Origin of the sequence: Streptomyces montanus, assembly GCF_005786655.1 — a bacterium.
Classification (GTDB): domain Bacteria; phylum Actinomycetota; class Actinomycetes; order Streptomycetales; family Streptomycetaceae; genus Streptomyces; species Streptomyces sporangiiformans.
Genome location: NZ_VBZC01000043.1, coordinates 51,839 through 76,786, shown reverse-complemented (window position 1 = coordinate 76,786; position 24,948 = coordinate 51,839). Strand labels below are relative to the sequence as shown.

The following is a 24,948-nucleotide window of genomic DNA, read 5'->3' as shown; positions in this document are numbered from 1 at the left end:
ACCGACGCGGGGTGGAGCAGCTCGGTAGCTCGCTGGGCTCATAACCCAGAGGTCGCAGGTTCAAATCCTGTCCCCGCTACTGAAGGCCGAAGGCCCGGAACCGATGGGTTCCGGGCCTTCGGTGTGTGTTCCGGAAGGGAAGGTCAGGGCCGATGGCCCACCGCCTCCGCGTACAGCGAGCGGTTGACCAGGCGGGACTCCGGGAGGGCAGCCCCCTCCGAGACGCCCGCCGCGCGGTACGCGGACTGGAGGCGGTCCGTCGTGGCCGAGCGGATCTCCCAGTCCATACGCAGCGAGGGAGTCGACTCCAGGACCGCACGGTCCGTTTTCAGAAGCCTGGCCAGCATGGCTGTGAACGCCGGGTCCTTCTTGTAGTCGTCGGCGAAGTACGTGTTGATCGTGCGGATGTACGCCCTCAGCAGCGCGACCCCCGCGTCCACGTCGTCCTTCAGCAGGTTCGGGCCGAACAGCATGCCGCCCAGCGGCTCGCCCGCGGGCTGACCCCCGAGGAAGGCGTAGCGGGCGTCCCCGTCGACCTTGCGCCAGACCGGATCGAGGAGCCAGGCGGAGTCGACGCCGCCGTTCCGCAGGGCGGTGAGCACGTCGGCCGAGCCCAGCTGCTGGAACTGGATCTTGTCGAGGCCGCCGCCGTGCTTTTTCAGGGACGTGTTCATCGGGTACGCGATGACCGACCCCTTGCCGATCATCGTGCCGAGCTTGCGTCCGGCCATGGGGACGTGGGACGCGCGCTCGCCGTCCTTCAGCCGCACCCACAGGCCGCTCTTCGACTTCGGGTCGGGCGAGAAGTTCCCGGCGACCCACTTGATGTCGAAGCCGCCGTTGACGCCGTTGATCACGGCGGCCTCGGGAGCGGCCCACTGCGCGTCGATGTCGCCCTTGGCGAGCAGGGGAAGCGCGTCGGGCGTGGGCAGCACCTTCAGCGTGACGTCCAGGCCCTCTTTCTTGAACTCTCCCTTCTCCACGGCCACTTGGAGCGGAGCCACATATTCCGCGCTGAGCGTGCCCGTCGCGATCGTCAGTTTCCGCGTCTCGGCCAGGGGCCGCGGGGCCGGCGCGCCCGTGGAACAGCGCGCGGGTGAGCGGTCCGCGGACAGGTCGGCCGGGTCCGTCCAACTGGCTCCGTCGCAGCCCGGCACCGCCTTGATGGTGCGCGGCTTCGCGGGACCGGCACCCGCCCCGGAGTCCTGAGAAGTACACCCCATCGAGGCCAGCAGCGAGCCCGCGACCAGCACGGCACCGAATGCGGCACGCCTCGCGACTGCAGAATCGGAAACCCTCATGACTGCCCCCGCCCGCGGTCGCGCGGCGCCCACGGAGTGAGCAACCGCCCCAGGATCCGTACCAGTTCGGAGAAGACGACGCCGAGCACGGCGACGCAGACGATGCCGACGAACATCACGTCGTTCTGGAAGAGCGCGCGCGAGTCGAAGATCAGATGGCCCAGGCCGTTCGCCGCGGCGATCTGCTCCGAGGCGACGATGACCAGCACCGCCACGCCCGCAGCGATCCGCGCGCCCACCAGGACCGCGGGCAGGGAAGCGGGCAGCAGCACATGCCGGAACATCTGCCAGGGCGAGGCCCCGAAGACCTGTCCCGCGTCGCGATAGCCGGAAGGTATCGCCATCACCGCCGACATCGTGGAAATCCACACGAAGAAGAAGACCGTGGCCGCCACCAGCGCCACCTGCGGGCCCTCCCCGAGGCCGAACATGTTCAGGAAGATCGGCAGCAGGGCCAGCTTGGGCACGACGTACAGGGCGTCCAGTAGGGGCTCGAGTGCCGCGCGTACGAGGGAGAGCGAGCCCATCAGCAGGCCCAGCGCATAGCCCGAGAGGGTGCCGATCGCGTATCCGGCGAGTACGCGCTTGAGGGTGGCGCGTACGTCCGGCCACAGGTCGCCGGCGGCCGCGCGGTCCCAGCCGTCGGCCAGAATCGTGGACGGTGCCGGGTAGACCCGGTCGTCGATCCAGGCCTGGGCGGTGGCCAGTTGCCACAGCAGGACCAGCACGAGGGGCACGGCAACCGCGAGGGACAGCTCGAGGGTGCGGCGCCTGCGGTGGGTGCGTACGGGGTGCAGCTCCCCTGGGCCCGGGCGGCGGACCAGGACCGCCGCCGCATCGGTACGTTCCTTGCGTAGGGCCGTGTTCATGCGGGCACCGCCTCCGGGCGCAGCAGCTCCCACAACTCGCTCTTCAGGGCGGTGAACTCAGGGGCCGAACGGACCTCACCGGAGCGCGGGCGGGGGAACGGCGGGTGGCGTTCGGCGATGATCCGGCCCGGGCGCGCGGACATCACGAGGACGCGGTCGCCGAGGACGATCGCCTCCTCCAGGCTGTGGGTGATGAAGAGCGTGGTGGTGCGGGTGGTCTGGGTGAGCTCCAGGAGCTCGTCCTGGAGGATCGTGCGCAGCTGGGCGTCCAGTGCCGCGAACGGCTCGTCCATCAGCAGGATTTCGGGCTCCACGGCGAGCGCGCGGGCGATCGCCACGCGCTGGCGCATACCGCCGGACAGGGTGGCGGGGTACCCGGAGGCGAAGTCCGCCAGCCCCATGCGCGCGAGCCAGTCGCGGGCACGGGCGTTCGCCTCGCGGCGCGGGACGCGCTGGATGTCGAGGCCGAAGCGGACGTTCGACAGGACGGTCTTCCAGTCGTAGATCCCGTAGTCCTGGAAGATCATGGCGGCCGGGCGCGGGCTGCTCGTGCGGATCGCCAACTCACCGGTGCTGGGGCGCAGCAGGCCTCCGGCGATACGGAGGAGGGTGGACTTTCCACAGCCGGACGGGCCGACGATGCAGACGAACTCGCCGGGGGCGACGGTCAGGTCCAGCGGGCCCAGGGCGTCCACGGCGGCGGAGCCCCGGCCGAAGGTCCGGCTCAGATCGGTGGCTTCGAGTTTCGGGTGCGGCTCTCCCACGGTGTCTCCTGGCGGAGTGCGGTACGGACTGGTGGGCGCCGTTGACGATATGACGGGTCGTCAGATTCGGGAAGGTGTGCGCATCAGATCGGGCGGCTGACTTGTGAGGGCTGTGCGCGGAGATTCCGTGCGGCCGCAGCACGAAGCCCCGGCGCCGAACAGGTGCCGGGGCTTCGGGAAAGGGCCGGGAAGGACGAGAAGGGGAGGGCCCGCTGCGGATCAGGCGGCCGTGCAGTTCGGGCACACGCCTCGGTACGTCACCTCGACGCCCGAGATCGTGAAGCCGAAGCGCTCGGAGTCGGGAAGTTCGGCCAGTGGGTTGCCGCTCGGGTGGACGTCGCGGATCGCTCCGCACTGGGCGCAGACCAGGTGGTGGTGCGGCCGGTGCGCGTTCGGGTCGTACCGCTTGGCGCGCTGGTCCGTGGCCACCTCGCGGACCTCACCGAGTGAGACCAGCTCGCCCAGAGTGTTGTAGACGGTCGCGCGGGAGATCTCGGGCAGCTTGGAGACGGCGCGCGCATGTACCTCGTCGGCCGTCAGATGGACGTGATCGCCGTCGAGGACCTCGGCCACGACACGCCGCTGCGCGGTCATGCGCCAGCCGCGTCCGCGCAGGCGTTCCAACAGGTCGCTCATAAAGACGAGCCTAACAGCAGGGAAACTCCACCTCGAATGGGTGCGACTTTAGAACCTCCCCGGACTTGGATATTGTCCAATGCCTCCCGCCCTGCCTGTCTGCCTGCTTGCATGCCTGTGCGCATGCCCGCCCTGCTCAGGCCGGCGCGTGCTGTCGCATGGGGGACCAGCAGCGGATGATGTCGCGGACCGAGACGATGCCGACGGGCTCGCCGTGGTCGAGGACGATCAGATGCCGGAAGCCGCCGTGTGTCATGGCGTGTGCTGCCTCCTCCAGCGTCCAGGAGGGCGCGGCGAAGACGACGTCGGTGGTGGTGTGGGCGTGGGCCCGCTCGGCGTCCGGGCTCTGGCCCAGGCCGACGGAGTTGAGGATGTCGCGTTCGGTGAGGATGCCGATCCCGCTGTCGTCGGGGTCGAGGACCACGGCCGCGCCGACGTGGCGCGCGGACATCAGTGCGGCGGCCTGCCGAAGGGTGTGAGCGGGTCCGATGGTGAGGACCACCGTGCTCATGGCGTCACGGACGAGCATGGATGGAGCCACCTCCTAGGAATCCGGCTTGCGCCTGGATTCACAAGTTCACAAGTGGGGGGACTCTCAGAGTCGCAGCTAAAGGGAGGGTCAACAAGAGGGCGCGCACGAACACCGTGGGGCGCGCCGTCTTCCGGTTGGCGCCCAGGCGGCGCCGGTGGCCTCAGTAGCGCTGGTTGAGATACCCCAGCAGCTCATCGTGGAGGAGGCCGTTCGACGCGGCCGCGTTGCCGCTGTGCGGACCCTCGCGGCCGTCGAGGCCGGTGAAGCTGCCGCCCGCCTCGGTCACGACGATCGCGGTCGCGGCCATGTCCCACAGCGACAGCTCGGGCTCGGCGCAGATGTCGACGGAGCCCTCCGCGACCATCATGTACGGCCAGAAGTCGCCGTACGCGCGGGTGCGCCACACCTCGCGGGTCAGGTCCATGAAGCCGTCCAGCCGGCTCTGCGCCTCCCAGCCGCTCAGCGAGGAGTACGCGAAGGACGCGTCCGACATGCGCGAGACGCGCGAGACGTGGAGCCGGGTCGCGGTGGAAAGGCTGCGCCCGGAGAACGCGCCGTGGCCTTTCGCGGCCCACCAGCGGCGGCCCAGCGCGGGCGCCGAGACGACGCCGACGACCGGCTGGAAGCCGCCCTCGCCCGCCTCCATCAGGGAGATCAGTGTGGCCCAGACGGGGACGCCGCGTACGTAGTTCTTGGTGCCGTCGATCGGGTCGATCACCCAGCGGCGCGGGCCCGTGCCCTCCATGCCGTACTCCTCGCCGAGGATCGCGTCCCGTGGTCGTGCCCGTTGGAGCTGACCGCGGATGAGCTCCTCGGCGGCCTTGTCGGCCTCGCTCACCGGCGTCATGTCCGGCTTGGTCTCGACCTTGAGGTCGAGCGCCTTGAAGCGGTCCATGGTCGCTGCGTCAGCGGCGTCCGCCAGGACATGGGCAAAGCGCAGGTCATCGCGATAGTCGGGCATGACCGAACCGTATCGCTCCGCGGGAAACGGAATGAAGGCCGGGCGCCGTCCCAAAATGCGGGCCGACTGTGGCTGGTCGCACCCACGCGGCGCAGCCGCGTGATGCCGCATCCCCGCGCCCCTGGCGGGCGCGATGCGCCTCTGCGGCGCCGTCGCCGCCCTTGACAGTGACCCGGTGCGCGTCAACTCTGAAGCGCAGAGCCGATCGCCCCAGGGAGGCGACGATGCCTGCAGCACGGGAATCCCTCTTGGACGCCGCCTACACGGCGCTCGCACGGCGTCCGTGGTCCGCCGTGCGGATGGTCGACGTCGCTGCCGAGGCCGGGGTGTCCCGGCAGACCCTCTACAACGAGTTCGGCAGCAAGGAGGGGCTCGCACGGGCCCTCGTGCGCCGGGAGGCCGACGCCTATCTCGCGGGCGTGGAGCGTGCGCTCGTGAGCCATGCCGAGCCACGGGAGCGGCTGGTCGCCGCCGTGGAGTGGACCGCGGCGGCGGCGCGGGGGAACGCGCTGGTGCGGGCCATGCTCACCGGGTGCTGGGGCGAGCGGCTGCCCTCGCCGACGCTGTCCGCCGTACCGTCGTCCTCAGCGGTTCCGGCGCAGCGGCGGGCCGACGGGCCGTTGCCGTCGCCCGTGGACTTCGTGCAGCTCGTACGGGACCGTGCCGTGGCCGTGCTGGCCGCGCCGGGGACCCCGAAGTCCCAGTCGGCGGAGCTTGCGCGGGCGTGCGAGCTGGTGATGCGGATCGGCTTGTCGTGTGTGCTCGCCCCGGCCGGGGAGGGCGGGACCGCCACCTTGATCCGGGACACGTTGTCGACCGTGCGGGCGATGAACTGACGCTGCCGCGGGCGCGGGCGCGGGCGGACATTGCTTGCCTAGGCGCGCCGGGCAGGCTCTGGCGCGCCGGACGGCATCTAGTGCGCCCCGCCCGACAGCTGCAGGCCGATCACGCCCACGATCACCAGTGAGATCGACACGATCTTCAGTGTGGAGACCAGGTCGCCGAGGAAGATCATGCCGTAGATGGCGGTGCCGGCCGCGCCGATGCCGGTCCAGACGGCATACGCGGGGCCGACGTCGAGGCGTCTGAGGGCCAGGGTGAGCAGACCGAAGCTGCCGAGGGCGAAGATGCAGAAGGCGACCGTGGGCCACAGACGGGTGAAGCCGTGCGAGAGCTTCAGGCAGACCGCGAAGCCGGTCTCGAGGAATCCGGCCACGATCACCAGCAGCCACGCCATGTGATGCCCTCCCACGCTTCGTGACCGCTTCGTATGGCTTGGGTCCTGCTTGGTGCGATTATGCCTTTACCGTCATGGCGGGGACGCAAACAACACTGAGGTCACGCGGCGATCAGTCGCCCTCCCGCCGCTCACGCGTAGCGAGCAGCCTGCGCAGCGAGTAGAGCCGGGCCGGGTCCGCGTGGCCTTCGGACACCCACTCGTCCAGCGCGCAGTCCGGCTCGTCGTGGCTGCACGCGCGCGGGCAGCCCTCGGTCCCCGGCTCCAGGTCCGGGAAGGCCTGGATGACCCGGGACGGGTCCACGTGGTGCAGTCCGAAGGACCGTAGGCCCGGTGTGTCGATCAGCCACCCGTCGTCGTCCGGCAACGGCAGTGCGAGCGCCGACGTCGTCGTGTGCCGACCGCGACCCGTCACCGCGTTGACATGCCCCGTCAAACGCCGTCGCTCCCGCGCCACCAGTGCGTTGACCAGCGTCGTCTTGCCGACGCCCGAGTGCCCCACGAACGCCGTGATCTTGCCGTCCAGCTGTTTGCGCACGCGGTCCACCGCCTCCCCGCTCTCCAGCTCCGTACGGCTGGTCACGACGTACGGAACACCCAACGCCCCGTACAGCTCAAGGAGTTCGTCGGGAGGGGCCAGGTCCGACTTGGTGAGCACCAGCAGCGGGTCGAGCCCGCCGTCGTACGCCGCGACCAGACACCGGTCGATCAGCCGCGGGCGCGGCTCGGGATCGGCGAGGGCCGTCACGATCGCCAGCTGGTCGGCGTTCGCGACGACCACACGCTCGTACGGATCGTCGTCGTCAGCCGTGCGCCGCAGCACCGATGTCCGCTCGGAGATACGGACGATGCGGGCCAAGGTGTCCTTCTTGCCGGACAGGTCACCGACGAGGGACACCCGGTCGCCGACGATCGCGGCCTTGCGGCCCAGTTCGCGGGCCTTCATCGCATATACGACACGGTCCTCGACGAGGCACGTCAGCCGGCCCCGGTCCACGGTGAGGACCATGCCCTCCGCCGCGTCCTCGTGCTTGGGCCGGATGTTGGTCCGCGGCCGGCTGCCCTTGCGTCCCGGGCGGCTGCGGATGTCGTCCTCGTCGGTGTGCTTGCCGTAGCGGCGCATGGTCCGTGTCCGCCCGTCAGTTCCCGAGCATCCCGGTCCACAGCTGGGGGAAGTCCGGCAGGGTCTTCGCCGTCGTCGCCACGTTCTCGATCTGTACGTCCGGCACGGCGAGACCGATGATCGCGCCCGCGGTGGCCATGCGGTGGTCGTCGTACGTGTGGAAGACCCCGCCGTGCAGCGGGCGCGGGCGGATGTGCAGACCGTCGGCGATCTCGGTCACGTCGCCGCCCAGTTCGTTGATCTCCTTGGTGAGCGCGGCCAGCCGGTCCGTCTCGTGCAGGCGCAGGTGAGCCACGCCCCGAAGGGTGGAGGGCGAGTCGGCGAGGGCCGCGACCGCCGCGATGCCGGGGGTCAGCTCACCCACCTCGCCGAGGTCCACATCGATGCCGTGGATCGCGCCTGAGCCGGTGAACTCCAGGCCCTGGTCCGTCAGTTCGCAGGAGCCGCCCATCTCGGTGAAGATCTCACGCAGCTTGTCACCCGGCTGGGTGGTGCGCACGGGCCAGTCGGGGACGACGACCCGGCCGCCGGTGACCAGGGCGGCCGCGAGGAACGGCTGGGCGTTCGACAGGTCAGGCTCGACCGTCAGATCGCGGCCGAGCAGCGCGCCGGGCGTGACCCGCCAGACGTTCGGCTCGCCGCCCGACTCCGGGGTGTCCACCTGGGCGCCGATCGACCGGAGCATGTCGACGGTCATCCGGATGTGCGGCATGGAAGGGAGCGTCGAGCCGGTGTGCCGTACCTCGACGCCCTGGTTGAAGCGCGGTCCGGACAGCAGGAGCGCCGAGACGAACTGGGAGGACGAGGACGCGTCGATCTCCACCGGGCCGCCCTCCACGGCCCCGCCGCCGTGCACGGTCAGCGGCAGCGAGCCGCGCCCGTCGTCGTCGATACGGGCACCGAGGACGCGCAGGGCGTCGATCACGCCGTGCAGGGGGCGCTCGTGCGAACGCGGATCGCCGTCGAAGCGGATGGGGCCGTCCGCGAGCGCGGCGACCGGGGGCAGGAAGCGCATCACGGTCCCGGCGTTCCCGACGTCGACCGTGGCCGGGCCGCGCAGGCCCGAGGGGATGACGCGCCAGGCCTCGCCCGAGCCGTCCGGACCGACGCCCTCCTCGATGCCGACGCCCAGAGCGCGCAGGGCACCGGCCATCAGCAGGGTGTCGCGGGAGCGCAGCGGGCGGCGCAGCCAGCCGGGCTCGGCCGCGAGGGCGGCCAGGACGAGCGCGCGGTTGGTGACCGACTTGGACCCGGGCACGTGGACCGTCGCGTCGACGGCTCCGCTCGCGTGCGGGGCGGGCCAGAGGGCGGTGTGTGCGGGGTTCGGGGCCATGGCCCCACTGTATAAGGAGGCCATCGTTCGGGTGCGGGAGCGTTGTGGCTGGTCGCGCCCGCGCGGCGGAGCCGTATACGTCCGAAAACAGCCCCGCGCCCCTTACGGAGCGCGTCAGAGCTGTAGCAGCCAGCGGCCGCCGCCTATCAGTGAGCACAGGGACACCGTGTGGAAGAGGAACAGCCACATTCCGGCCGGGACGTGGGTGAGGCGTGACAGCTGGTCCGCGTCCGAGTCGCCCGCGCCGCCGCGGCTGCGCTTGGCCTGGAGCTCGAAGGCCGGTCGTACGCCGCCGAGCAGCAGGAACCAGACGACGGCGTACGCGAAGGCCGCCTGCACCTGGGGCCCGGCCAGCCACGAGACGAGCAGGAACGTGCCGCCGGTGATGATCATCGTGAGCGCGCCGTACGCGTTGCGGATCATCACCAGCATCGCCACGAGCAGCAGTGTGGCCAGCCACAGCAGCGCCGTGATGTGCCCCTCGGCGAGGAGCGCGGCCCCGCCGAGGCCCAGCAGCGGGGGAGCGGTGTAGCCCGAGGCCGCGGTCAGGATCATGCCGATGCCGGTCGGCTTGCCACGGCTGACGGTGAGGCCGCTGGTGTCGGAGTGCAGCCGTATGCCGCTGAGGCTGCGGCCGGTGAGCAGCGCGACCAGACCGTGGCCGCCCTCGTGGGCGATCGTGATGGCGTTGCGCGAGAGCCTCCAGATGCCCTGGGGGACGATCAACGCGAGGGCGGCGCCCATGGTGGCGAGGACGACCCAGGTGTCGGGGTCGGGCTGACTGCCGAACACCTCGTCCCAGAGGGTGGCCAGTGAGGTGGTTGCGGTGGCTTCCATTGTCTGTGGGGGCTCCTCTGGGTGACGCGGAATCTGGCAGTGTTGCACGTATGTGCGGACGGTATGCATCGAGTCGTAGGCCAGAGGATCTCGCAGGAATCTTTGAGATCGAGAAGTGGGAGCCCGAGGAGACCCTCGCGCCCGACTACAACGTGGCTCCGACCAAGGACGTCTATGCGGTGCTCGACCGTCCTCTGAGGGACGCGGCGGACCCGAAGCCGGTTCGCCAGTTGCGCAGGCTCAAGTGGGGCCTCGTGCCGTCCTGGTCGAAAACCCCCGAGGGCGGCGCGCGGATGATCAACGCCCGTGCGGAGACCGTGCACGAGAAGCCCTCGTACCGGCGGGCCTTCTCGAGCAGGCGCTGCGTCATCCCCGCGGACGGCTATTACGAGTGGGTGACCGGGACCGCCGAGCGCGATCTGGAGGTCGAGGGCAAGAAGAAGCGGCCGCGCAAGCAGCCGTACTTCGTGCTGCCCGCCGACGGTTCCGTCTTCGCGATGGCCGGGCTCTACGAGTTCTGGCGGGACAAGACGCTGCCGGACGACCATCCGCGGGCCTGGTGGGTCACATGCTCCGTCATCACGACCGAGGCGGAGACGACGCCCCTCGCGGTGGCCCCCGCCGACGGCCCGCGCGCCCTGGCCGACATCCACCCCCGTATGCCCCTGATGCTCACCCCCGACCGCTGGGACTCCTGGCTCGACCCCTCCCGTACGGACGTCGAGGACCTGCGCTCCCTGCTGGCACCGCCCCTGCCGGGGCTGATGCGGGCGTACCCCGTCTCCTCGGCGGTGAGCAACGTGCGCAACAACGGGCCGGAGCTGCTGAAGGAGCTGGAGGGCCCCGAAGAGGGCACACTCTTCTGATGTGACGCAGAACAAACGCGTGGACAAGATCGCGGGCGAGACCGTGGAGACGGACGCGGGCACGGCCCGCGTCACCTGGCACAAGGCGAAGAAGGCACGGCTCGTGCTGGCGCTGAGCCACGGGGCGGGAGGCGGGATCGAGGCGCGGGACCTGAGGGCCCTCGCCGCAGAGCTTCCCGCGCACGGCGTGACCGTCGCCCTGGTGGAACAGCCCTGGAGAGTCGCCGGGAAGAAGCTGGCGCCCGCCCCGAAGACGCTCGACGTCGGCTGGCGCGGGATCTGGCCCGCGCTCGCCCGGCCCGGCCTGCCGGTCGTCGCGGGCGGTCGCAGCGCCGGAGCGCGCGTCGCCTGCCGGACGGCCGCCGAACTCGGCGCCCGCGCCGTTCTGGCGCTCGGCTTCCCCCTGCACCCGCCGGGCAAGCCGGAGAAGTCGCGCGCCGAGGAACTGCTCGGCGCCGGCGTGCCCACCCTGGTCGTCCAGGGCGGCAACGACCCGTTCGGGAAGCCGGCGGAGTTCCCGTACGGCGCGTACGACCTCGTCGAGGTGCCGTACGGAGATCACGGTTTCGCCGTGCCCAAGCGCGCGGAGATCGGGCAGGACGAGGCGCTGAAGATCCTCACCGACGGGGTCGTGAAGTGGCTCGCGTCACTTGAGTGAGCTGCGGTCACGGTGCGGGAATGTTGCGCTGGCGATGTCTGTTGTGGCGGATTGACGTACTCGTCACCGAGTGCTTGCCGTTCGTACGAGAGGAAGTCCGCCGCATGGGTTCGACCATTTGCCCGAGCCGTAGCAGCAGCGCTGAGCTGGACTGGACGGTGCTGCACGCGGCGAAGAGCACCCCTATTCGAGCGGCGGAGGGACCGGATCGTCGTCTATCCTCCGATTCTGGTAGGGCCGGTCTCGGTTCTGCCCAGACTCTGGAGGAGGTGGGTCCGGTCGCTGGGACCGACGCAGGGACCGAACACGGCCAGTCGGAGCAGCCCGAGGGCCAGGGCAGCGGCGAGTCGGCAGCCGAGCGCAGCGCGCGCTTCGAGCGGGACGCGCTGGAATTCCTCGACCAGATGTACTCGGCCGCGCTGCGTATGACGCGCAACCCCGCCGACGCCGAGGACCTGGTGCAGGAGACGTATGCGAAGGCGTACGCGTCCTTCCACCAGTTCCGTGAGGGCACCAACCTGAAGGCCTGGCTGTACCGGATCCTCACCAACACGTTCATCAACTCGTATCGGAAGAAGCAGCGCGAGCCCCAGCGCTCCGCCGCCGAGGAGATCGAGGACTGGCAGCTCGCGCGCGCCGAGTCGCACATGTCGACGGGTCTGCGTTCCGCCGAGTCGCAGGCGCTCGATCACCTGCCCGACTCGGACGTCAAGGAAGCTCTCCAGGCGATCCCCGAGGAGTTCCGCATCGCCGTCTATCTCGCCGACGTAGAGGGCTTTGCGTACAAGGAGATCGCGGACATCATGGGGACACCCATCGGTACGGTGATGTCCCGGCTGCACCGGGGTCGCCGCCAACTGCGCGGCATGCTCGAGGACTACGCCAAGGACCGCGGCCTGGTCCCGGCGGGCGCCGGGGAGTCGGACGGAACGAAAGGCTCGGGGTCATGAGCTGCGGAGAGCCGCACGAGACGGACTGCAGTGAAGTACTCGATCATCTCTACGAGTTCCTCGACCACGAGATGCCCGACAGTGATTGCACCAAGTTCGAGCAGCACTTCGAGGAATGCTCGCCGTGCCTGGAGAAGTACGGTCTCGAGCAGGCCGTGAAGAAGCTGGTCAAGCGGTGCTGCGGTCAGGACGACGTGCCGACCGACCTGCGCTCGAAGGTCATGGGCCGTATCGAGCTGATCCGTTCCGGCCAGGCCGTGCCCGAGCACGACGTCACGGCCTCGCCGCAGGAGTCCTGACTCGGAGTCGTGAACAGCGCCGGCCGGAAGGGCCGGCAGGCACCGTCAGGCCGCGGACACCCATGAACAGCGCCTGACGGGAGGGCCCGTGGGTTCGCCGGGCAGGGGTGTCCGTGGGCGTCGCCGTCCGGATGTGCGTCCGGGCCCCCGCCAGGCCGAGAGAGCCGGTGAGTGTCGCCCGCGGAGTTATGGGTATTCCGACCCTGATCCTTCGGACAGGTTGTCGGCCACAGTGGTGTCCAGAGGTCGTCTGACCTTGCCCTTGGGTGGGTAACCCATGGGTAATGAGCGCCTGTCCGACCGTACGTGGTTGGATGCGAGGAAGAGGACATCAGGGGGCACAGTCCAGCCCGAGGCTGCACGCTCTTCGACGAACTGGCAGGCGGGAATCGTGAGGATCTTCGGCAAGGGACGGCACCGGCCCTCGGCCTCATGGCGGCAGGCCACCGACCGCGCGTTCACGCTGATCGGTGACGGTCGGTACGAGGACGCGGGCGCGCTGCTCACACGTGCGGCGGACCTGGAGCCCTGGCTGTCCGAGTCCTGGTTCAACCTCGCCCTGCTGCACAAGTTCCGGCACGACTGGGAGCAGGCGCGAGCGGCCGGACTCAGGGCCGTGGCGCTGCTCGACCGGGAGACCGGGGCCCCTGATTGGTGGAACGTGGGCATCGCGGCCACCGCCCTGCAGGACTGGCCCCTCGCACGCCGCGCCTGGCAGGCGTACGGGCTGCGAGTGCCCGGCGGCGCCACCGCGTCCGGCGAGCCCGTCGGGATGGAGCTCGGCAGTGCGGCCGTACGGCTGTCGCCCGAGGGCGAGGCCGAGGTCGTGTGGGGGCGCAGGCTGGACCCGGCCCGGATCGAGGTGCTGTCCATTCCGCTGCCGTCCTCCGGGCGGCGCTGGGGCGAGGTCGTGCTGCACGACGGCGTCCCGCACGGTGAGCGGACCACGGCCGCCGGGCACGCCTATCCCGTCTTCGACGAGATCGAGCTGTGGGCGCCCTCGCCGGTCCCCACCTGGGTCGTACTCCTGGAGGCGGCGACCGAGGACGACCGGGACGCCCTGGAGCGGCTCGCGGCCGACGCGGGGTTCGCCGCCGAGGACTGGTCGTCCTCCGTGCGGCTGCTGTGCCGTATGTGCTCGGAGTCCCGGATGCCCTCCGACGAGGGCGACGGCGAGCACCTGGACCCGCACGACCACAGCGAACCCGGCCACCCCGGCCCGCTCGGCCACCGCACCGACGGGCAGCTGTGGGTGCCCGAGCGCGAGTGCGGCCTCGCGGCGCCCGCCTCACTGGTGCGCGGCCTGCTCGACGGCTGGGTCGCGGACAGCCCGGAATCCCGTGACTGGCGGGATCTGGAGGAGGTCTGCTGAGCGCAGCCCGTAGGCTGTTGCCCGCAGATTTTCTCAGGATTCAGGAAGGCGTACGTCGGTCATGGCGCAGCAGGAGACAGAGCAGAGCGGGGTGCTCCCCGTGGACGACGACGGCTTCGTCATCGACACCGAGGACTGTGAGGAGCGTGAGACGGCCTACCGTGAGCGCGGCACCTCGCGGCCCATCACGGTCGTCGGGAACCCCGTGCTGCACAAGGAGTGCAGGGACGTCACGGAGTTCGGCGACGACCTGGCCAAGCTCGTCGACGACATGTTCGCCAGCCAGCGCACCGCCGAGGGCGTCGGCCTGGCCGCCAACCAGATCGGCGTCGACCTGAAGGTCTTCGTCTACGACTGCGGGGACGACGAGGGCCGGCGCCATGTCGGAGTGGTCTGCAACCCCGTTCTCGTCGAGTTGCCCGCGGACAGGCGCCGCCTGGACGACAGCAACGAGGGCTGCCTCTCGGTGCCCACCGCGTACGCGTCGCTCGCCCGACCCGACTACGCCGAGGTCACCGGGCAGGACGAGAAGGGCAACCCGATAAAGGTGCGTGGCACGGGCTACTTCGCGCGCTGCCTGCAGCACGAGACGGACCACCTGTACGGCTACCTCTACATCGACCGGCTCTCCAAGCGCGAACGCAAGGACGCGCTGCGGCAGATGGCCGAGAACGAACCGCGCTACCCGGTCGTGGCCAACGACTGACGCCACACCTGACGCCACCACCGAGCTTCGGATGACGACGCCTGGTCGGGGATCTCTCCCCCGGCCAGGCGTCGTTCGTCTGTCCGTCGTACAGGGGATCCCGCGTCGATCCGATGTGCTCGCAGGAGATCTAAATTCAGTCACGCAAGAGGACGTTCTCGGCGCCATGGGGTAGTGAGTGGTGCAAATCTGTTCCCACAGCAGTCAGTTGTGGTGCTGAATGAGAAGCGCGGGGATATGCAACGGCGCACGCCCGGCGCGGGAGGGGCGTGTCGTCACAGGCGGCTGAGAGGGGTTGTTCGTGCCTGCTTTCCCACAGAGCACCACATCGACGCACACGACGGTCGCGGTTCCACCGGCGCTCTCTCTCCCGGTGATCGAGACCGAGTTTCCCCGTCAACTCCACCCGTATTGGCCGAGGCTTCAGGAGAAGACCCGGGCCTGGCTCCTGGAAAAGCGCCTCATGCCGGCGGACAAGGTCGCGGCATATGCCGATGAGCTGTGCTATACGGACTTGATGGCGGGCTACTACATTGGCGCGCCCGACGACGTCCTCCAGGCGATAGCGGACTACAGCGCGTGGTTCTTCGTCTGGGACGACCGCCACGACCGCGATGTGATCCACAGAAGGCCCGCGGCCTGGCGGCTGCTCAAGCAGCGGCTGCACGCGGCCCTCGACTCCCCCCGGGACCATCTGCATCACCAGGATCCCCTGGTCGCGGGGTTCGCGGACAGCGTGGTGCGGCTGTACTCGTATCTGAGCAGGAAGTGGAACGCCCGCTTCGCCCGGCACTTCCACGCGGTCATCGAGGCGTACGACCGGGAATTCCGCAATCGCACGGTGGGTATCGTCCCGACCGTCCAGGACTATCTGGTCCTGCGGCGGCTGACGTTCGCGCACTGGATCTGGCTGGACCTCCTGGAGCCGAGTGCGGAGTACGAACTCCCCAATGCCGTACTGCGAAATCCCGCATACCGGCGGGCGGCCCTTCTGTGCCAGGATTTCGCCGCCTGGTACAACGATCTCTGTTCGCTCCCCAAGGAAATCGCGGGCGACGAGGTTCACAATCTCGGAATCAGCCTCATTCATCATGAGGGAATGTCGCTGGAAGAGGCCGTGAAGGAAGTCCGGCGCCGTATCGAGGGAGGCATCGCTGAATTCGTCGTCGTCGAACAGGAGGTATTGCGGTACGCCGACCGACTCGACGATGGGTCCGCGCAGGGTGCGGAATTGGCGGATGCCGTGCGGGTCTGTCTTTTCAATATGCGGAACTGGTTCAGTTCCGTGTACTGGTTCCACCACGAGTCCGGCCGGTACAGAGTCGACAGCTGGGACGACCGGTCGACACCCCCGTACGTCAACAACGAAACGGCAGGTGAGAAATGACCGTCGAGTCAGTCGGGCCGGAAGCCGTTCAGATACCGGAGCCATGTACTCCGCCCCTCGCGGGAGGCGGTGTCCCGGGCCTCGGGCACGGCTGGAAACTGATGCGCGACCCGCTGGGCTTCCTGGCCCGGCTGCGTGACCACGGTGACGTCGTCCGGCTCAGGCTGGGCCCGAAGACGGTGTACGCCGTCACCACGCCGGCCCTCACCGGGGCGCTGGCGCTGAGCCCCGCCTACGAGATCGGCGGACCCCTGTGGGAGTCCCTGGAAGGCCTGCTGGGCAAGAACGGCGTGGCGACCGCCAACGGGCCGATGCACCGGCGCCAGCGGCGGACGATCCAGCCCGCGTTCCGGCTCGAGGCCATCCCCGAGTACGCCTCGGTGATGGAGGAGGAGGCGTACGCGTTCGCCGCACGGTGGCAGCCCGGGGAGACGATCGACTGTACGTCGGAGGCGTTCCGGGTCGCCGTCCGCGTCGCGGCACGCTGCTTGCTGCGCATCGAGTTCATGGACGAGCGGGCCGAGCGACTGTGCGTCGCGCTCGCCACGGTGTTCCGCGGCATGTACCGGCGCATGGTGATCCCGGCCGGACCGCTCTATGGGCTGCCAATTCCCGCCAATCGCAGATTCAACCGAGCATTGGCCGATCTGCATCTGGTCGTCGACGAGATCATCGCCGAGCGTCGCTCATCCGGTCAAAAGCCGGACGATTTGCTGACGGCGTTGCTGGAGGCGAAGGACGGGAATGGCGACCCCATCAGCGAACAGGAGATCCACGACCAGGTCGTCGCGATACTCACTCCCGGCGGCGAAACCATCGCCTCAATGGTCGTGTCGCTCCTGCACGTGCTCACCGAACACCCGGATCACGCCGCCAGGATCCGCGAAGAGGCTGAATCCGTCACGGGGGGCGGTCGGCCTGTCGCATTCGGCGACATCAGGAAGCTGTCCCACACGAACAATGTCATCGTCGAGACGATGCGACTGCGTCCCGCCGTATGGATTCTGACGCGGCGGGCGGTGACCGAAACCGAACTCGGCGGCTATCGCATTCCAGCCGGGGCCGACATCGTGTACAGCCCGTATGCGATCCAGCGCGATCCGCGTTCGTACGAGCGGCACCTGGAGTTCGACCCGGACCGCTGGCTTCCGGAACGCTCCAAGGACGTGCCGAAGTACGCGATGAGGCCGTTCGGTGTGGGCAACCGGAAGTGCCCCGGTGACCACTTCTCGATGGCCCAGCTGACGCTCATCACGGCGACGGTGGCGTCCAAGTGGCGCTTCGAGCACGTGCCCGAGTCCAACGGCGCGCCACGGGTCGGCATCACGCTGCGGCCGAACCGGCTGCTGCTGAAGCCCATACCGCTCTGAGCCCGAGCGGCCGGCGCACGTTCAGGCGGCTGCCTCAGGGCCCCTGAACGTGCGCCGGTACGCCTGCGGGGTCGTCCCCAGCGACCGTACGAACTGGTGGCGCAGCGCGGCCGCCGTCCCGAACCCGGTGCGGTCCGCGATCGCGTCCATCGTCTCGTCGGTGGCCTCCAGCAACCGCTGGGCCAGCAGCACCCGTTGGCGCAGGATCCAGCGGTACGGGGTGGTGCCCGTCTCCTGCTGGAAGCGGCGCGCGAACGTACGCGGGGACATGTGCGCACGGGCGGCGAGCTGTTCGACGGTCACCTCCTCGTCGAGATGACGCTCCATCCAGACGAGCACCTCGCCGACCGTGTCGCACCGCGAGCGCGGCAGCGGCCGCTCCACGTACTGGGCCTGGCCGCCGGCGCGGTGCGGTGGCACGACCATGCGGCGCGCGATGGCGTTGGCGACCTCGGGGCCCTGCTCCTTGCGGACGATGTGCAGACAGGCGTCGATCCCGGCGGCCGTGCCGGCCGAGGTGACGACCGGGTCCTCGTCCACGTACAGCACGTCGGGTTCGACGATCGCCCGTGGATGGCGCCGGGCGAGCTCGTCCGCATGCCGCCAGTGAACGGTGCAGCGCCGCCCGTCGAGGAGCCCGGCGGCGCCCAGCACGAAGACGCCGGAGCAGACACTGAGCACCCGCGTGCCGCGGTCGGCGGCCCGGCGCAGGGCGTCGAGCAGCTCGGGCGGGTAGGTGCGCCCGATGTAGTTGCTCCCGGCCGGGACGGCGATCAGGTCGGCCTCTTCGAGCCGTTCGAGACCGTACGGCACGGAGACCGAGAACCCGGCGTGGGTGCTGAGCGTCGGGCCTTCCGCCGAGGCGACCGCGAAGTCGTACACCGGAAGGCCCTCGTCACTGCGGTCGAGGCCGAACACCTCGCACACGACACCCAGTTCGAAGGGATGTACGCCGTCGAGCAGGATGACGGCCACGTTGTTCAGCATGCTGCCAGTGTGCCCGAGGCCTGGCAGGAATTCGAGGGCGTACGGCAGTCCTGCCACTGACGGTAAGGAGCAACCGGCGCGACAGTGGTGTCCATGGATACACACATGGAAGCCCTCACCGGAATGCTGACCGTCCTCGGGATCCTCGCGGTCCTCGTCCTCCCCGCACTGATCGGCATCGCGCACGACAGGCGCATCGACCGTCAGCTCAGGGAGGCCGAGGACGCTTCGGCCGAGGACCGGAGCCGGAGGAGTCAGAAGAGTCAGAAGTCCTCGTCCAGGTCGACGGTGCCCTCCACCGCCACCTGGTACGCCGACGGACGCCGCTCGAAGAAGTTGGTCAGCTCCTGAACCCCCTGCAACTCCATGAAGGAGAAGGGGTTCTCGGAGCCGTACACCGGAGCGAAGCCGAGCCGCGTCAGGCGCTGGTCGGCGACGCACTCCAGATACTGCCGCATCGAGTCGGTGTTCATGCCCGGGAGACCGTCACCGCACAGGTCGCGCGCGAACTGCAGCTCGGCCTCGACGGCCTCCCGGAGCATGTCGGTGACCTGCTGCCGGAGCTCGTCGTCGAAGAGCTCCGGCTCCTCCTTGCGGACCGTGTCGACCACGTCGAAGGCGAAGGACATGTGCATCGTCTCGTCGCGGAACACCCAGTTGGTGCCGGTCGCCAGGCCGTGCAGCAGACCACGGCTGCGGAACCAGTAGACGTACGCGAAGGCACCGTAGAAGAAAAGACCCTCTATGCACGCCGCGAAGCAGATGAGGTTGAGCAGGAACCGGCGGCGGTCGGCCTGGCTCTCCAGCCGGTCCATCTTCTCCACCGAGTCCATCCACTTGAAGCAGAACGCGGCCTTCTCGCGGATGGACGGGATGTTCTCGACCGCGTCGAACGCGGCGGCGCGGTCCTCCGGGTCGGGGAGATAGGTGTCGAGCAGCGTCAAGTAGAACTGGACGTGCACGGCCTCCTCGAAGAGCTGCCTGGACAGATACAGGCGCGCCTCGGGGGAGTTGATGTGCTTGTAGAGGGTGAGCACCAGGTTGTTCGCGACGATCGAGTCGCCCGTCGCGAAGAACGCGACCAGACGCCCGATGAGGTGCTGCTCGCCCGGCGACAGCTTCGCGAGATCGGCCACGTCCGAGTGGAGGTCCACCTCCTCCACGGTCCAGGTGTTCTTGATCGCGTCCCGGTAGCGCTCGTAGAAGTCCGGGTAGCGCATGGGACGGAGAGTCAGCTCGAAGCCGGGGTCGAGGAGATTCTGGTGACGCTTCGTCATTACTGGCAGGCCTCGCAGGACTCGGGGTTTTCCAGGGAGCAGGCGACCGAGTCGGGGTCGGCGGCCTGCTGGACGGGGATGTTCTTCTGGGGCCGCGCCTGGGCGGCGGAGTTCGAACCGGCCGCGCGGGCGATCCGGGTCGCCGGGCGCGAGCGCAGGTAGTACGTCGTCTTCAGGCCCTGCTTCCAGGCGTACGCGTACATCGAGGAGAGCTTGCCGATGGTCGGCGTCTCCATGAAGAGGTTCAGGGACTGCGACTGGTCCAGGAACGGGGTGCGGGCGGCGGCCATGTCGACGAGACCGCGCTGCGGGATCTCCCACGCCGTGCGGTACAGCTCGCGCACGTCCTGGGGCACCCAGCTGAAGCCCTGCACCGAGCCGCCCGACTCGCGCAGCGCCTCGCGGGTCTGTGCGTCCCACAGGCCGAGCTTCTTCAGCTCGTCCACCAGGTACGAGTTGACCTGGAGGAACTCGCCGGACAGCGTCTCGCGCTTGAACAGGTTGGAGACCTGCGGCTCGATGCACTCGTAGACGCCCGCGATGGACGCGATGGTCGCGGTCGGGGCGATCGCCAGCAGCAGCGAGTTGCGCATGCCGACCGAGGCGATGCGCTCGCGCAGCGCGGCCCAGCGCTCGGGCCAGACGAGCTCCACGTCGAAGTGGTCGGGGTGGAGGACACCCTGGGCCGTACGTGTCTTCTCCCATGCCGGCAGCGGGCCGTTGCGTTCGGCGAGGTCGGTGGACGCCTCGTACGCGGCGAGCATGATGCGCTCGGCGATGCGGGTCGACAGGGCGCGCGCCCGCGGCGAGTCGAAGGGCAGCCGCAGCTTGAAGAACACGTCCTGCAGGCCCATCGCGCCCAGGCCCACCGGACGCCACTTGGCGTTGGAGCGGCCCGCCTGCTCGGTCGGGTAGAAGTTGATGTCGACGACGCGGTCGAGGAAGGTGACGGCGGTGCGGACGGTCTGGTCCAGCCGCTCCCAGTCGATGTCCTGGGAATCGGTGTCCACGAACGCCCCCAGGTTGACGGACCCCAGGTTGCACACGGCCGTCTCCCCGTCGTCCGTCACCTCCAGGATCTCCGTGCAGAGGTTCGAGGAGTGGACCGTGTGGCCGGGCAGGGCCGTCTGGTTGGCGGTGCGGTTGGCCGCGTCCTTGAAGGTCATCCAGCCGTTGCCGGTCTGCGCGAGGGTGCGCATCATGCGGCCGTACAGTTCGCGGGCCGGGATGGTCTTCTTCGCGAGTCCCGCGTCCTCGGCCTTGCGGTACGCGGCGTCGAACTCCTCGCCCCACAGGTCGACCAGCTCGGGCACGTCGGACGGCGAGAACAGCGACCACACGCGGTCCTCGGCGACCCGGCGCATGAACTCGTCCGGGACCCAGTGCGCCAGGTTCAGGTTGTGCGTACGCCGGGCGTCCTCACCGGTGTTGTCGCGCAGCTCCAGGAACTCCTCGATGTCGGAGTGCCAGGTCTCCAGGTAGACCGCGGCCGCGCCCTTGCGCCGGCCGCCCTGGTTCACCGCGGCGACCGAGGAGTCGAGGGTCTTCAGGAACGGGACGATGCCGTTGGAGTGCCCGTTCGTACCGCGGATCAGCGAACCACGGGAACGGACACGGGAGTACGCGATCCCGATGCCGCCCGCGTGCTTCGAGAGCCGGGCCACCTGGTGGTAGCGGTCGTAGAGGGAGTCGAGCTCGTCCTTCGGGGAGTCGAGGAGATAGCAGGACGACATCTGCGGGTGCCGCGTGCCGGAGTTGAAGAGCGTGGGGGAGGAGGGGAGGTAGTCGAGCCGGCTCATCAGGCCGTAGAGCGCGGCCACTTCGTCGACGGACCTGGTGTCTGTGGCGGGACCGGACGCCGTGTCGTCGGCGAGACCCGCGGCGACGCGCAGCAGGAAGTGCTGCGGGGTCTCGATGACGTACCGGGTGATCGGGTGTCGCAGAAGGTAGCGGCTGTGGAGGGTGCGCAGGCCGAAGTAGCCGAAGCGGTCGTCGCCGGCGGGGTCGATGAGCGCGTCGAGCCGGTCCTCGTGGACCCGTACGAACTCGGCGGTGCGATCGGCGATGAGACCTTCCCGATGCCCGACCGCGACGGACTCGGAGAAGGACCGTACGCCCTGCGAGGCGGCCTCGGCGGCGATACTGACCGTCAGCAGGCGCGCGGCCAGCTTCGAGTACACCGGGTCGTCGGAGATGAGGCCCGCGGCCACCTCGGTGGCCAGCACGCGCAGCTCCGTCTCGTCCGCGGTGGCGGACCGGCCGCGCAGCGCGGCGGCGGCGACCCTGCCGGGGTCGGCGTCGGGGAGGTCGGCGGTGAGGTCGGTCAAGGTCCGTAGCAACACGGTCCCCGGCCCGTCGGCTTCGGCCTCGGCCTGTGTCACGGTCGCCTCGGTCGCTGAAGCCGGATCGGCTGGCGCGATGGTCACGTGGGGGATCTCCCTCGCTCGGCAGGGGGCCCGCGGGAAGAGGGTTCGGGGCACACGGACGTACGCACTCTGCGCGGTGGTACGCCGCGTCCACCGGCCCACTCCGCGAGGCCCGGACGTCATCGGAACCCGGGCCGGACGGCCTGGGCACGCTGTCGGCAGGTCCTCGGACTGACGCTGGTACGCGAACGACTGGACGAACACGCACAAGTACACCGTTGCGGGACAGTTCCGGATTCGCACCGGATTCCCCTGCGGCGACAGCGAGCATGAGCATACATCTTGTGCCGGGCCGGGAAAGCACCCCTACATGTTGTGTCGCATGTCGGCTGTAAGAGTGTCAGAGCGTCAATTCGTAGGCGAGGAGAGTGATGTCGTCGAGGTGCGGAATCGGGTTCCAGTCGCGCTCGGGGGTGCGCCGGAAACCGAGGCGCTCGTAGATCCGGTGGGCGCTGTGCATGGCGCGCTGAGTGGACAGCACCATGCCTACGCAGCCGTCCGTGGCCCGTGCGCGCTCGACGCAGGCGCGTACGAGCGCCTCTCCTACGCCTCGGCCGCGGGCCTCCTTGGTGACCGCCAGCATCCGTATCTCGGCCTCGCCCGTGCGCGCGATGTCCGCCATCGGGCCGCCGGCCGGCACGAAGGTCACTCCTCCGAGCACGCGATCGTGCTCGGTGGCGACGAGCACGTCGGCGGCGGCGGCCCGCTTGGCCACGTTCCGCAGCTCACCGAGGTACCTGTCGCTCTCCCCGAAGTCCAGCAGCCCGTCCTGGAGGTATGCCTGCGCGGTGATCTCGCCGAGGGTGTCGTACTCCTCGGGGTCCGCTGCTCGGATCACGATGTCCATGCGATGCAGTGTGCACGACGGGTACGACGCCGGACCGCCGGGTTTTCTCGCCCCCGCCGCCCCTACCCGTCCCATCCCTGGGGGCTGCGCCCCCAGACCCCCCGTATCGGCCTGAACGGCCTCGTCCTCAAACGCCGGACGGGCTGAAGATCAGCCCGTCCGGCGTTTGAGGAGCGAGGTCTGGGGCGGAGCCCCAGGGGATGGGAATGGGTAGGGGCGGCCGCGGCTAGTGCGCGGAGCCCGCCGTCGCCGGAGGCAGTTCCACCTGGACACCCTTGTCGCCCGCGTCCGCCGTGTAGTCCTCCGGGGACGTCTCGTCGATGCCCGCCGGGGCCTTGACCGCCGTCAGGACGAAGGTGAGGACCACGGTCACCACCACGTTCAGCACGAACGCCGTCAGACCGATGTAGCCGATCTCCCCGATCCCCGGGATCTCCTTCGCCGAGCCACCGAAGTGCTTCTGCGTCGGGGACGCGACACCGTACGCGGCCACCGTCCCATAGACCATGCCGACCGCCCAGCCCGCCAGCAGCGCCCAGCGGTGGAACCACCGGGTGAACAGACCGCCGACCAGAGCCGGGAAGGTCTGGAGGATCCAGATGCCGCCGAGGAGCTGGAAGTTGATCGCGACCGTCTTGTCCATCGTCAGGACGAAGGCCAGCGCACCGACCTTCACCAGCAGCGACACCAGCTTGGAGACCTTCGTCTCCTGTGCCGGGGTCGCGTCGGGCTTGATGAAGTCCTTGTAGATGTTGCGGGTGAAGAGGTTCGCCGCCGCGATGGACATGATGGCCGCCGGGACGAGCGCGCCGATACCGATCGCCGCGAACGCCACGCCCGCGAACCAGTCGGGGAACATCGTCTCGAAGAGCTGCGGGATCGCCAACTGCCCGTTCTGCACCTTGACCCCGGCCGCGATCGCCATGAAGCCCAGCAGCGCGAGCAGCCCCAGCATCAGGGAGTACAGCGGCAGGATGGTGGTGTTGCGGCGGATCACCTCACGGCTGCGCGAGGACAGCGTCGCCGTGATCGAGTGCGGGTACATGAACAGCGCTAGAGCCGAGCCGAGCGCGAGCGTCGCGTACGTCCACTGGCCGGCGTCAGCCGGTGCCAGAGCGCCGCGGGGTGCGCCCGTCGCGGGGTTGGTCTGGCTGAACGCGTCGCCCGCCTTCGCGAAGATGTCGTCGAAGCCGCCCAGCTTGATCGGGATGTAGATGATGGCCACCGCGATCACGATGTAGATCAGGGTGTCCTTCACGAACGCGATGAGGGCCGGGGCGCGAAGACCCGACGAGTACGTGTACGCGGCCAGCACGCCGAAGGCGATGAGCAGCGGCAGGTCCTTGACGAACCAGTTCGTGTCCTCGCCGCCGCCGACGCCCATCACGTCCAGCACGGCCTGGATGCCGACCAGTTGGAGCGCGATGTAGGGCATGGTGGCGAGGATGCCCGTCACGGCCACCGCCAGCGACAGGCCCTTGGAGCCGAAGCGTCCGCGCACGAAGTCCGACGTCGTCACGTACCCGTGTTTGTGCGACACCGACCACAGCCGCGGCAGGAAGGTGAAGATCAGGGGGTAGACGAGGATCGTGTAGGGGACGGCGAAGAAGCCGGCCGCGCCCGCCGCGTAGATCGCCGCCGGGACCGCCACGAACGTATAAGCCGTGTAGAGGTCGCCGCCCAGCAGGAACCAGGTGATCCAGGTTCCGAACGACCGTCCGCCCAGGCCCCATTCGTCGAGGCTGTGCTCGTTCTCGGCCTTGCGCCAGCGCGTGGCCAGGAAGCCGATGACGGTGACGGCCAGGAAGAAGAAGATGAAGACGGCGAGTGCGACGCCGTTCACGCCGTCCTTCATGCCGACGCACCCCCGTCCCGCGACGTGCGGGCGCGCTGGGCACGCTGATCACGCTGCCACAGCTTGTACGCGATCATCGTGAGCGCGGTGGAGAGGAGCACCCACAGCATCTGGTACCAGTAGAAGAACGGGATGCCGGCGAGGGCCGGGTCGACCTTCGCGTACGAGCCCACCCAGAGCATCGCCACGAATGGCGCGATCAGGCAGAAAGCGATCACCACACGCACCGGGGTCACCACCGGCGCTCTGACTTCAGGCGCATCCGACGCGTCTGGCGCATCTGACATAAGACGGCTCCGTCCCCTCACTGATCACCATTGCAACGCGCAGGAAATCTAAGCGACGGCTCGGCGTT

The 24,948-nt window shown here is 69.3% G+C and carries 26 protein-coding genes, 1 tRNA gene and 1 riboswitch; of the genes, 11 read left to right on the top strand and 16 right to left on the bottom strand.

What is annotated here, in order from left to right; translation table 11 throughout:
• Positions 1-5 precede the first annotated feature (5 nt).
• Positions 6-79 (top strand) — tRNA-Met (locus tag FE633_RS32010).
• Positions 80-143: 64 nt separating this feature from the next.
• On the opposite strand, the gene FE633_RS32005 is transcribed toward FE633_RS32010, so the two are convergent.
• From FE633_RS32005 to hisN, 6 genes are all read right to left on the bottom strand, one after another.
• Complete coding sequence (locus FE633_RS32005; RefSeq protein WP_246113929.1) at positions 144-1,223, bottom strand: ABC transporter substrate-binding protein; 1,080 nt, start codon at positions 1,221-1,223, stop codon at positions 144-146.
• A 74-nt stretch (positions 1,224-1,297) separates the two neighbouring features.
• A complete protein-coding gene (locus FE633_RS32000; protein ID WP_138048671.1) occupies positions 1,298-2,170 on the bottom strand; it encodes an ABC transporter permease in 873 nt (290 codons plus the stop codon).
• Complete coding sequence (locus FE633_RS31995) at positions 2,167-2,934, bottom strand: ABC transporter ATP-binding protein (protein ID WP_138048670.1); 768 nt, start codon at positions 2,932-2,934, stop codon at positions 2,167-2,169. Before FE633_RS31995 ends, FE633_RS32000 begins: the two co-directional genes overlap by 4 nt.
• A 219-nt stretch (positions 2,935-3,153) precedes the next feature.
• Positions 3,154-3,570, bottom strand: a complete 417-nt coding sequence (locus tag FE633_RS31990; RefSeq protein ID WP_138048669.1) for a Fur family transcriptional regulator — start codon at positions 3,568-3,570, stop codon at positions 3,154-3,156.
• A 136-nt stretch (positions 3,571-3,706) separates the two neighbouring features.
• Positions 3,707-4,099, bottom strand: coding sequence for a CBS domain-containing protein (locus tag FE633_RS31985; protein WP_119102055.1), 393 nt, complete (start codon positions 4,097-4,099; stop codon positions 3,707-3,709).
• Between the two features lie 163 nt (positions 4,100-4,262).
• A complete protein-coding gene (gene hisN, locus FE633_RS31980; RefSeq protein WP_138048668.1) occupies positions 4,263-5,063 on the bottom strand; it encodes a histidinol-phosphatase in 801 nt (266 codons plus the stop codon).
• 224 nt (positions 5,064-5,287) lie between these two features.
• Between hisN and FE633_RS31975 the strand changes: the two genes are divergently transcribed.
• Positions 5,288-5,899 (top strand): TetR/AcrR family transcriptional regulator, encoded by a 612-nt coding sequence (locus FE633_RS31975; RefSeq protein WP_138048667.1) that lies wholly within the window; start codon positions 5,288-5,290, stop codon positions 5,897-5,899.
• Between the two features lie 77 nt (positions 5,900-5,976).
• On the opposite strand, the gene FE633_RS31970 is transcribed toward FE633_RS31975, so the two are convergent.
• From FE633_RS31970 to FE633_RS31955, 4 genes are all read right to left on the bottom strand, one after another.
• Complete coding sequence (locus FE633_RS31970; RefSeq protein WP_138048666.1) at positions 5,977-6,300, bottom strand: DMT family transporter; 324 nt, start codon at positions 6,298-6,300, stop codon at positions 5,977-5,979.
• A 112-nt stretch (positions 6,301-6,412) separates the two neighbouring features.
• On the bottom strand, positions 6,413-7,423 hold the full coding sequence (gene rsgA / locus FE633_RS31965) for a ribosome small subunit-dependent GTPase A (protein WP_138048665.1): 1,011 nt from the start codon (positions 7,421-7,423) through the stop codon (positions 6,413-6,415).
• 16 nt (positions 7,424-7,439) lie between these two features.
• Entirely contained in the window at positions 7,440-8,756 is a 1,317-nt protein-coding gene (gene aroA / locus FE633_RS31960; protein WP_138048664.1) for a 3-phosphoshikimate 1-carboxyvinyltransferase, read from the bottom strand.
• A 114-nt stretch (positions 8,757-8,870) separates the two neighbouring features.
• Positions 8,871-9,593 carry a M50 family metallopeptidase gene (locus FE633_RS31955; protein WP_138048663.1) on the bottom strand — a complete coding sequence of 241 codons (723 nt, stop codon included), beginning with the start codon at positions 9,591-9,593 and terminating at the stop codon, positions 8,871-8,873.
• Positions 9,594-9,643: 50 nt separating this feature from the next.
• On the opposite strand from FE633_RS31955, the gene FE633_RS31950 reads away from it, so the two are divergent.
• The 8 genes from FE633_RS31950 to FE633_RS31915 all read left to right on the top strand — a co-directional run bounded on the left by FE633_RS31950 (position 9,644) and on the right by FE633_RS31915 (position 17,201).
• A complete protein-coding gene (locus FE633_RS31950; RefSeq protein WP_138048662.1) occupies positions 9,644-10,459 on the top strand; it encodes an SOS response-associated peptidase in 816 nt (271 codons plus the stop codon).
• 1 nt (position 10,460) lies between these two features.
• Positions 10,461-11,117, top strand: coding sequence for an alpha/beta hydrolase family protein (locus tag FE633_RS31945; protein ID WP_246113927.1), 657 nt, complete (start codon positions 10,461-10,463; stop codon positions 11,115-11,117).
• Positions 11,118-11,386: 269 nt separating this feature from the next.
• Positions 11,387-12,067, top strand: coding sequence for an RNA polymerase sigma factor SigR (sigR, locus tag FE633_RS31940; RefSeq protein ID WP_212747306.1), 681 nt, complete (start codon positions 11,387-11,389; stop codon positions 12,065-12,067).
• Positions 12,064-12,366: a mycothiol system anti-sigma-R factor gene (gene rsrA / locus FE633_RS31935; RefSeq protein WP_119102063.1), complete on the top strand. Its 303-nt coding sequence runs from the start codon at positions 12,064-12,066 to the stop codon at positions 12,364-12,366. Before sigR ends, rsrA begins: the two co-directional genes overlap by 4 nt.
• A gap of 391 nt (positions 12,367-12,757) precedes the next feature.
• Positions 12,758-13,738 carry a tetratricopeptide repeat protein gene (locus FE633_RS31930; protein WP_138048660.1) on the top strand — a complete coding sequence of 327 codons (981 nt, stop codon included), beginning with the start codon at positions 12,758-12,760 and terminating at the stop codon, positions 13,736-13,738.
• 61 nt (positions 13,739-13,799) lie between these two features.
• Positions 13,800-14,444, top strand: coding sequence for a peptide deformylase (gene def / locus FE633_RS31925; protein WP_138048659.1), 645 nt, complete (start codon positions 13,800-13,802; stop codon positions 14,442-14,444).
• A 301-nt stretch (positions 14,445-14,745) separates the two neighbouring features.
• The gene (gene cyc1 / locus FE633_RS31920) at positions 14,746-15,831 is read left to right on the top strand and encodes an epi-isozizaene synthase (RefSeq protein WP_138048658.1); all 1,086 of its coding nucleotides are present in this window, start codon (positions 14,746-14,748) and stop codon (positions 15,829-15,831) included.
• Positions 15,828-17,201, top strand: coding sequence for a bifunctional albaflavenone monooxygenase/terpene synthase (locus FE633_RS31915; RefSeq protein WP_138048657.1), 1,374 nt, complete (start codon positions 15,828-15,830; stop codon positions 17,199-17,201). Before cyc1 ends, FE633_RS31915 begins: the two co-directional genes overlap by 4 nt.
• 21 nt (positions 17,202-17,222) lie before the next feature.
• Here FE633_RS31915 and FE633_RS31910 read toward each other — a convergent pair whose 3' ends face one another.
• Positions 17,223-18,188: a GlxA family transcriptional regulator gene (locus tag FE633_RS31910; RefSeq protein WP_138048656.1), complete on the bottom strand. Its 966-nt coding sequence runs from the start codon at positions 18,186-18,188 to the stop codon at positions 17,223-17,225.
• A gap of 93 nt (positions 18,189-18,281) precedes the next feature.
• On the opposite strand from FE633_RS31910, the gene FE633_RS31905 reads away from it, so the two are divergent.
• Positions 18,282-18,539, top strand: a complete 258-nt coding sequence (locus FE633_RS31905; RefSeq protein WP_171060190.1) for a hypothetical protein — start codon at positions 18,282-18,284, stop codon at positions 18,537-18,539.
• On the opposite strand, the gene FE633_RS31900 is transcribed toward FE633_RS31905, so the two are convergent.
• The 5 genes from FE633_RS31900 to FE633_RS31880 all read right to left on the bottom strand — a co-directional run bounded on the left by FE633_RS31900 (position 18,452) and on the right by FE633_RS31880 (position 24,880).
• Positions 18,452-19,465 (bottom strand): ribonucleotide-diphosphate reductase subunit beta, encoded by a 1,014-nt coding sequence (locus FE633_RS31900; protein WP_138048655.1) that lies wholly within the window; start codon positions 19,463-19,465, stop codon positions 18,452-18,454. The two genes, FE633_RS31905 and FE633_RS31900, sit on opposite strands and share 88 nt — an antisense overlap.
• Complete coding sequence (locus tag FE633_RS31895; protein WP_138048654.1) at positions 19,465-21,891, bottom strand: ribonucleoside-diphosphate reductase subunit alpha; 2,427 nt, start codon at positions 21,889-21,891, stop codon at positions 19,465-19,467. The genes FE633_RS31900 and FE633_RS31895 overlap by 1 nt, the downstream gene beginning before the upstream one ends.
• Positions 21,892-22,031: 140 nt before the next feature.
• Positions 22,032-22,168, bottom strand: a riboswitch (cobalamin riboswitch).
• Between the two features lie 63 nt (positions 22,169-22,231).
• Complete coding sequence (locus FE633_RS31890; RefSeq protein WP_138048653.1) at positions 22,232-22,738, bottom strand: GNAT family N-acetyltransferase; 507 nt, start codon at positions 22,736-22,738, stop codon at positions 22,232-22,234.
• Between the two features lie 226 nt (positions 22,739-22,964).
• Entirely contained in the window at positions 22,965-24,593 is a 1,629-nt protein-coding gene (gene mctP / locus FE633_RS31885) for a monocarboxylate uptake permease MctP (protein WP_138048652.1), read from the bottom strand.
• Positions 24,590-24,880, bottom strand: a complete 291-nt coding sequence (locus FE633_RS31880; RefSeq protein WP_138048651.1) for a DUF3311 domain-containing protein — start codon at positions 24,878-24,880, stop codon at positions 24,590-24,592. The genes mctP and FE633_RS31880 overlap by 4 nt, the downstream gene beginning before the upstream one ends.
• Positions 24,881-24,948 lie beyond the last annotated feature (68 nt).

Excerpts from the sequence above, each read along its gene's own strand:
- FE633_RS31880 (WP_138048651.1), bottom strand. The coding sequence starts at position 24,880 with ATGTCAGATGCGCCAGACGCGTCGGATGCGCCTGAAGTCAGAGCGCCG.
- rsrA (WP_119102063.1), top strand. The coding sequence starts at position 12,064 with ATGAGCTGCGGAGAGCCGCACGAGACGGACTGCAGTGAAGTACTCGAT.
- FE633_RS31900 (WP_138048655.1), bottom strand. The coding sequence starts at position 19,465 with ATGACGAAGCGTCACCAGAATCTCCTCGACCCCGGCTTCGAGCTGACT.
- def (WP_138048659.1), top strand. The coding sequence starts at position 13,800 with ATGGCGCAGCAGGAGACAGAGCAGAGCGGGGTGCTCCCCGTGGACGAC.
- FE633_RS31950 (WP_138048662.1), top strand. The coding sequence starts at position 9,644 with ATGTGCGGACGGTATGCATCGAGTCGTAGGCCAGAGGATCTCGCAGGA.
- FE633_RS31990 (WP_138048669.1), bottom strand. The coding sequence starts at position 3,570 with ATGAGCGACCTGTTGGAACGCCTGCGCGGACGCGGCTGGCGCATGACC.
- FE633_RS31890 (WP_138048653.1), bottom strand. The coding sequence starts at position 22,738 with ATGGACATCGTGATCCGAGCAGCGGACCCCGAGGAGTACGACACCCTC.
- rsgA (WP_138048665.1), bottom strand. The coding sequence starts at position 7,423 with ATGCGCCGCTACGGCAAGCACACCGACGAGGACGACATCCGCAGCCGC.
- FE633_RS32005 (WP_246113929.1), bottom strand. The coding sequence starts at position 1,223 with ATGGGGTGTACTTCTCAGGACTCCGGGGCGGGTGCCGGTCCCGCGAAG.
- FE633_RS31985 (WP_119102055.1), bottom strand. The coding sequence starts at position 4,099 with ATGCTCGTCCGTGACGCCATGAGCACGGTGGTCCTCACCATCGGACCC.
- FE633_RS31955 (WP_138048663.1), bottom strand. The coding sequence starts at position 9,593 with ATGGAAGCCACCGCAACCACCTCACTGGCCACCCTCTGGGACGAGGTG.
- FE633_RS32000 (WP_138048671.1), bottom strand. The coding sequence starts at position 2,170 with ATGAACACGGCCCTACGCAAGGAACGTACCGATGCGGCGGCGGTCCTG.
- FE633_RS31910 (WP_138048656.1), bottom strand. The coding sequence starts at position 18,188 with ATGCTGAACAACGTGGCCGTCATCCTGCTCGACGGCGTACATCCCTTC.
- mctP (WP_138048652.1), bottom strand. The coding sequence starts at position 24,593 with ATGAAGGACGGCGTGAACGGCGTCGCACTCGCCGTCTTCATCTTCTTC.
- FE633_RS31975 (WP_138048667.1), top strand. The coding sequence starts at position 5,288 with ATGCCTGCAGCACGGGAATCCCTCTTGGACGCCGCCTACACGGCGCTC.
- aroA (WP_138048664.1), bottom strand. The coding sequence starts at position 8,756 with ATGGCCCCGAACCCCGCACACACCGCCCTCTGGCCCGCCCCGCACGCG.
- FE633_RS31915 (WP_138048657.1), top strand. The coding sequence starts at position 15,828 with ATGACCGTCGAGTCAGTCGGGCCGGAAGCCGTTCAGATACCGGAGCCA.
- FE633_RS31970 (WP_138048666.1), bottom strand. The coding sequence starts at position 6,300 with ATGGCGTGGCTGCTGGTGATCGTGGCCGGATTCCTCGAGACCGGCTTC.
- FE633_RS31905 (WP_171060190.1), top strand. The coding sequence starts at position 18,282 with ATGGATACACACATGGAAGCCCTCACCGGAATGCTGACCGTCCTCGGG.
- hisN (WP_138048668.1), bottom strand. The coding sequence starts at position 5,063 with ATGCCCGACTATCGCGATGACCTGCGCTTTGCCCATGTCCTGGCGGAC.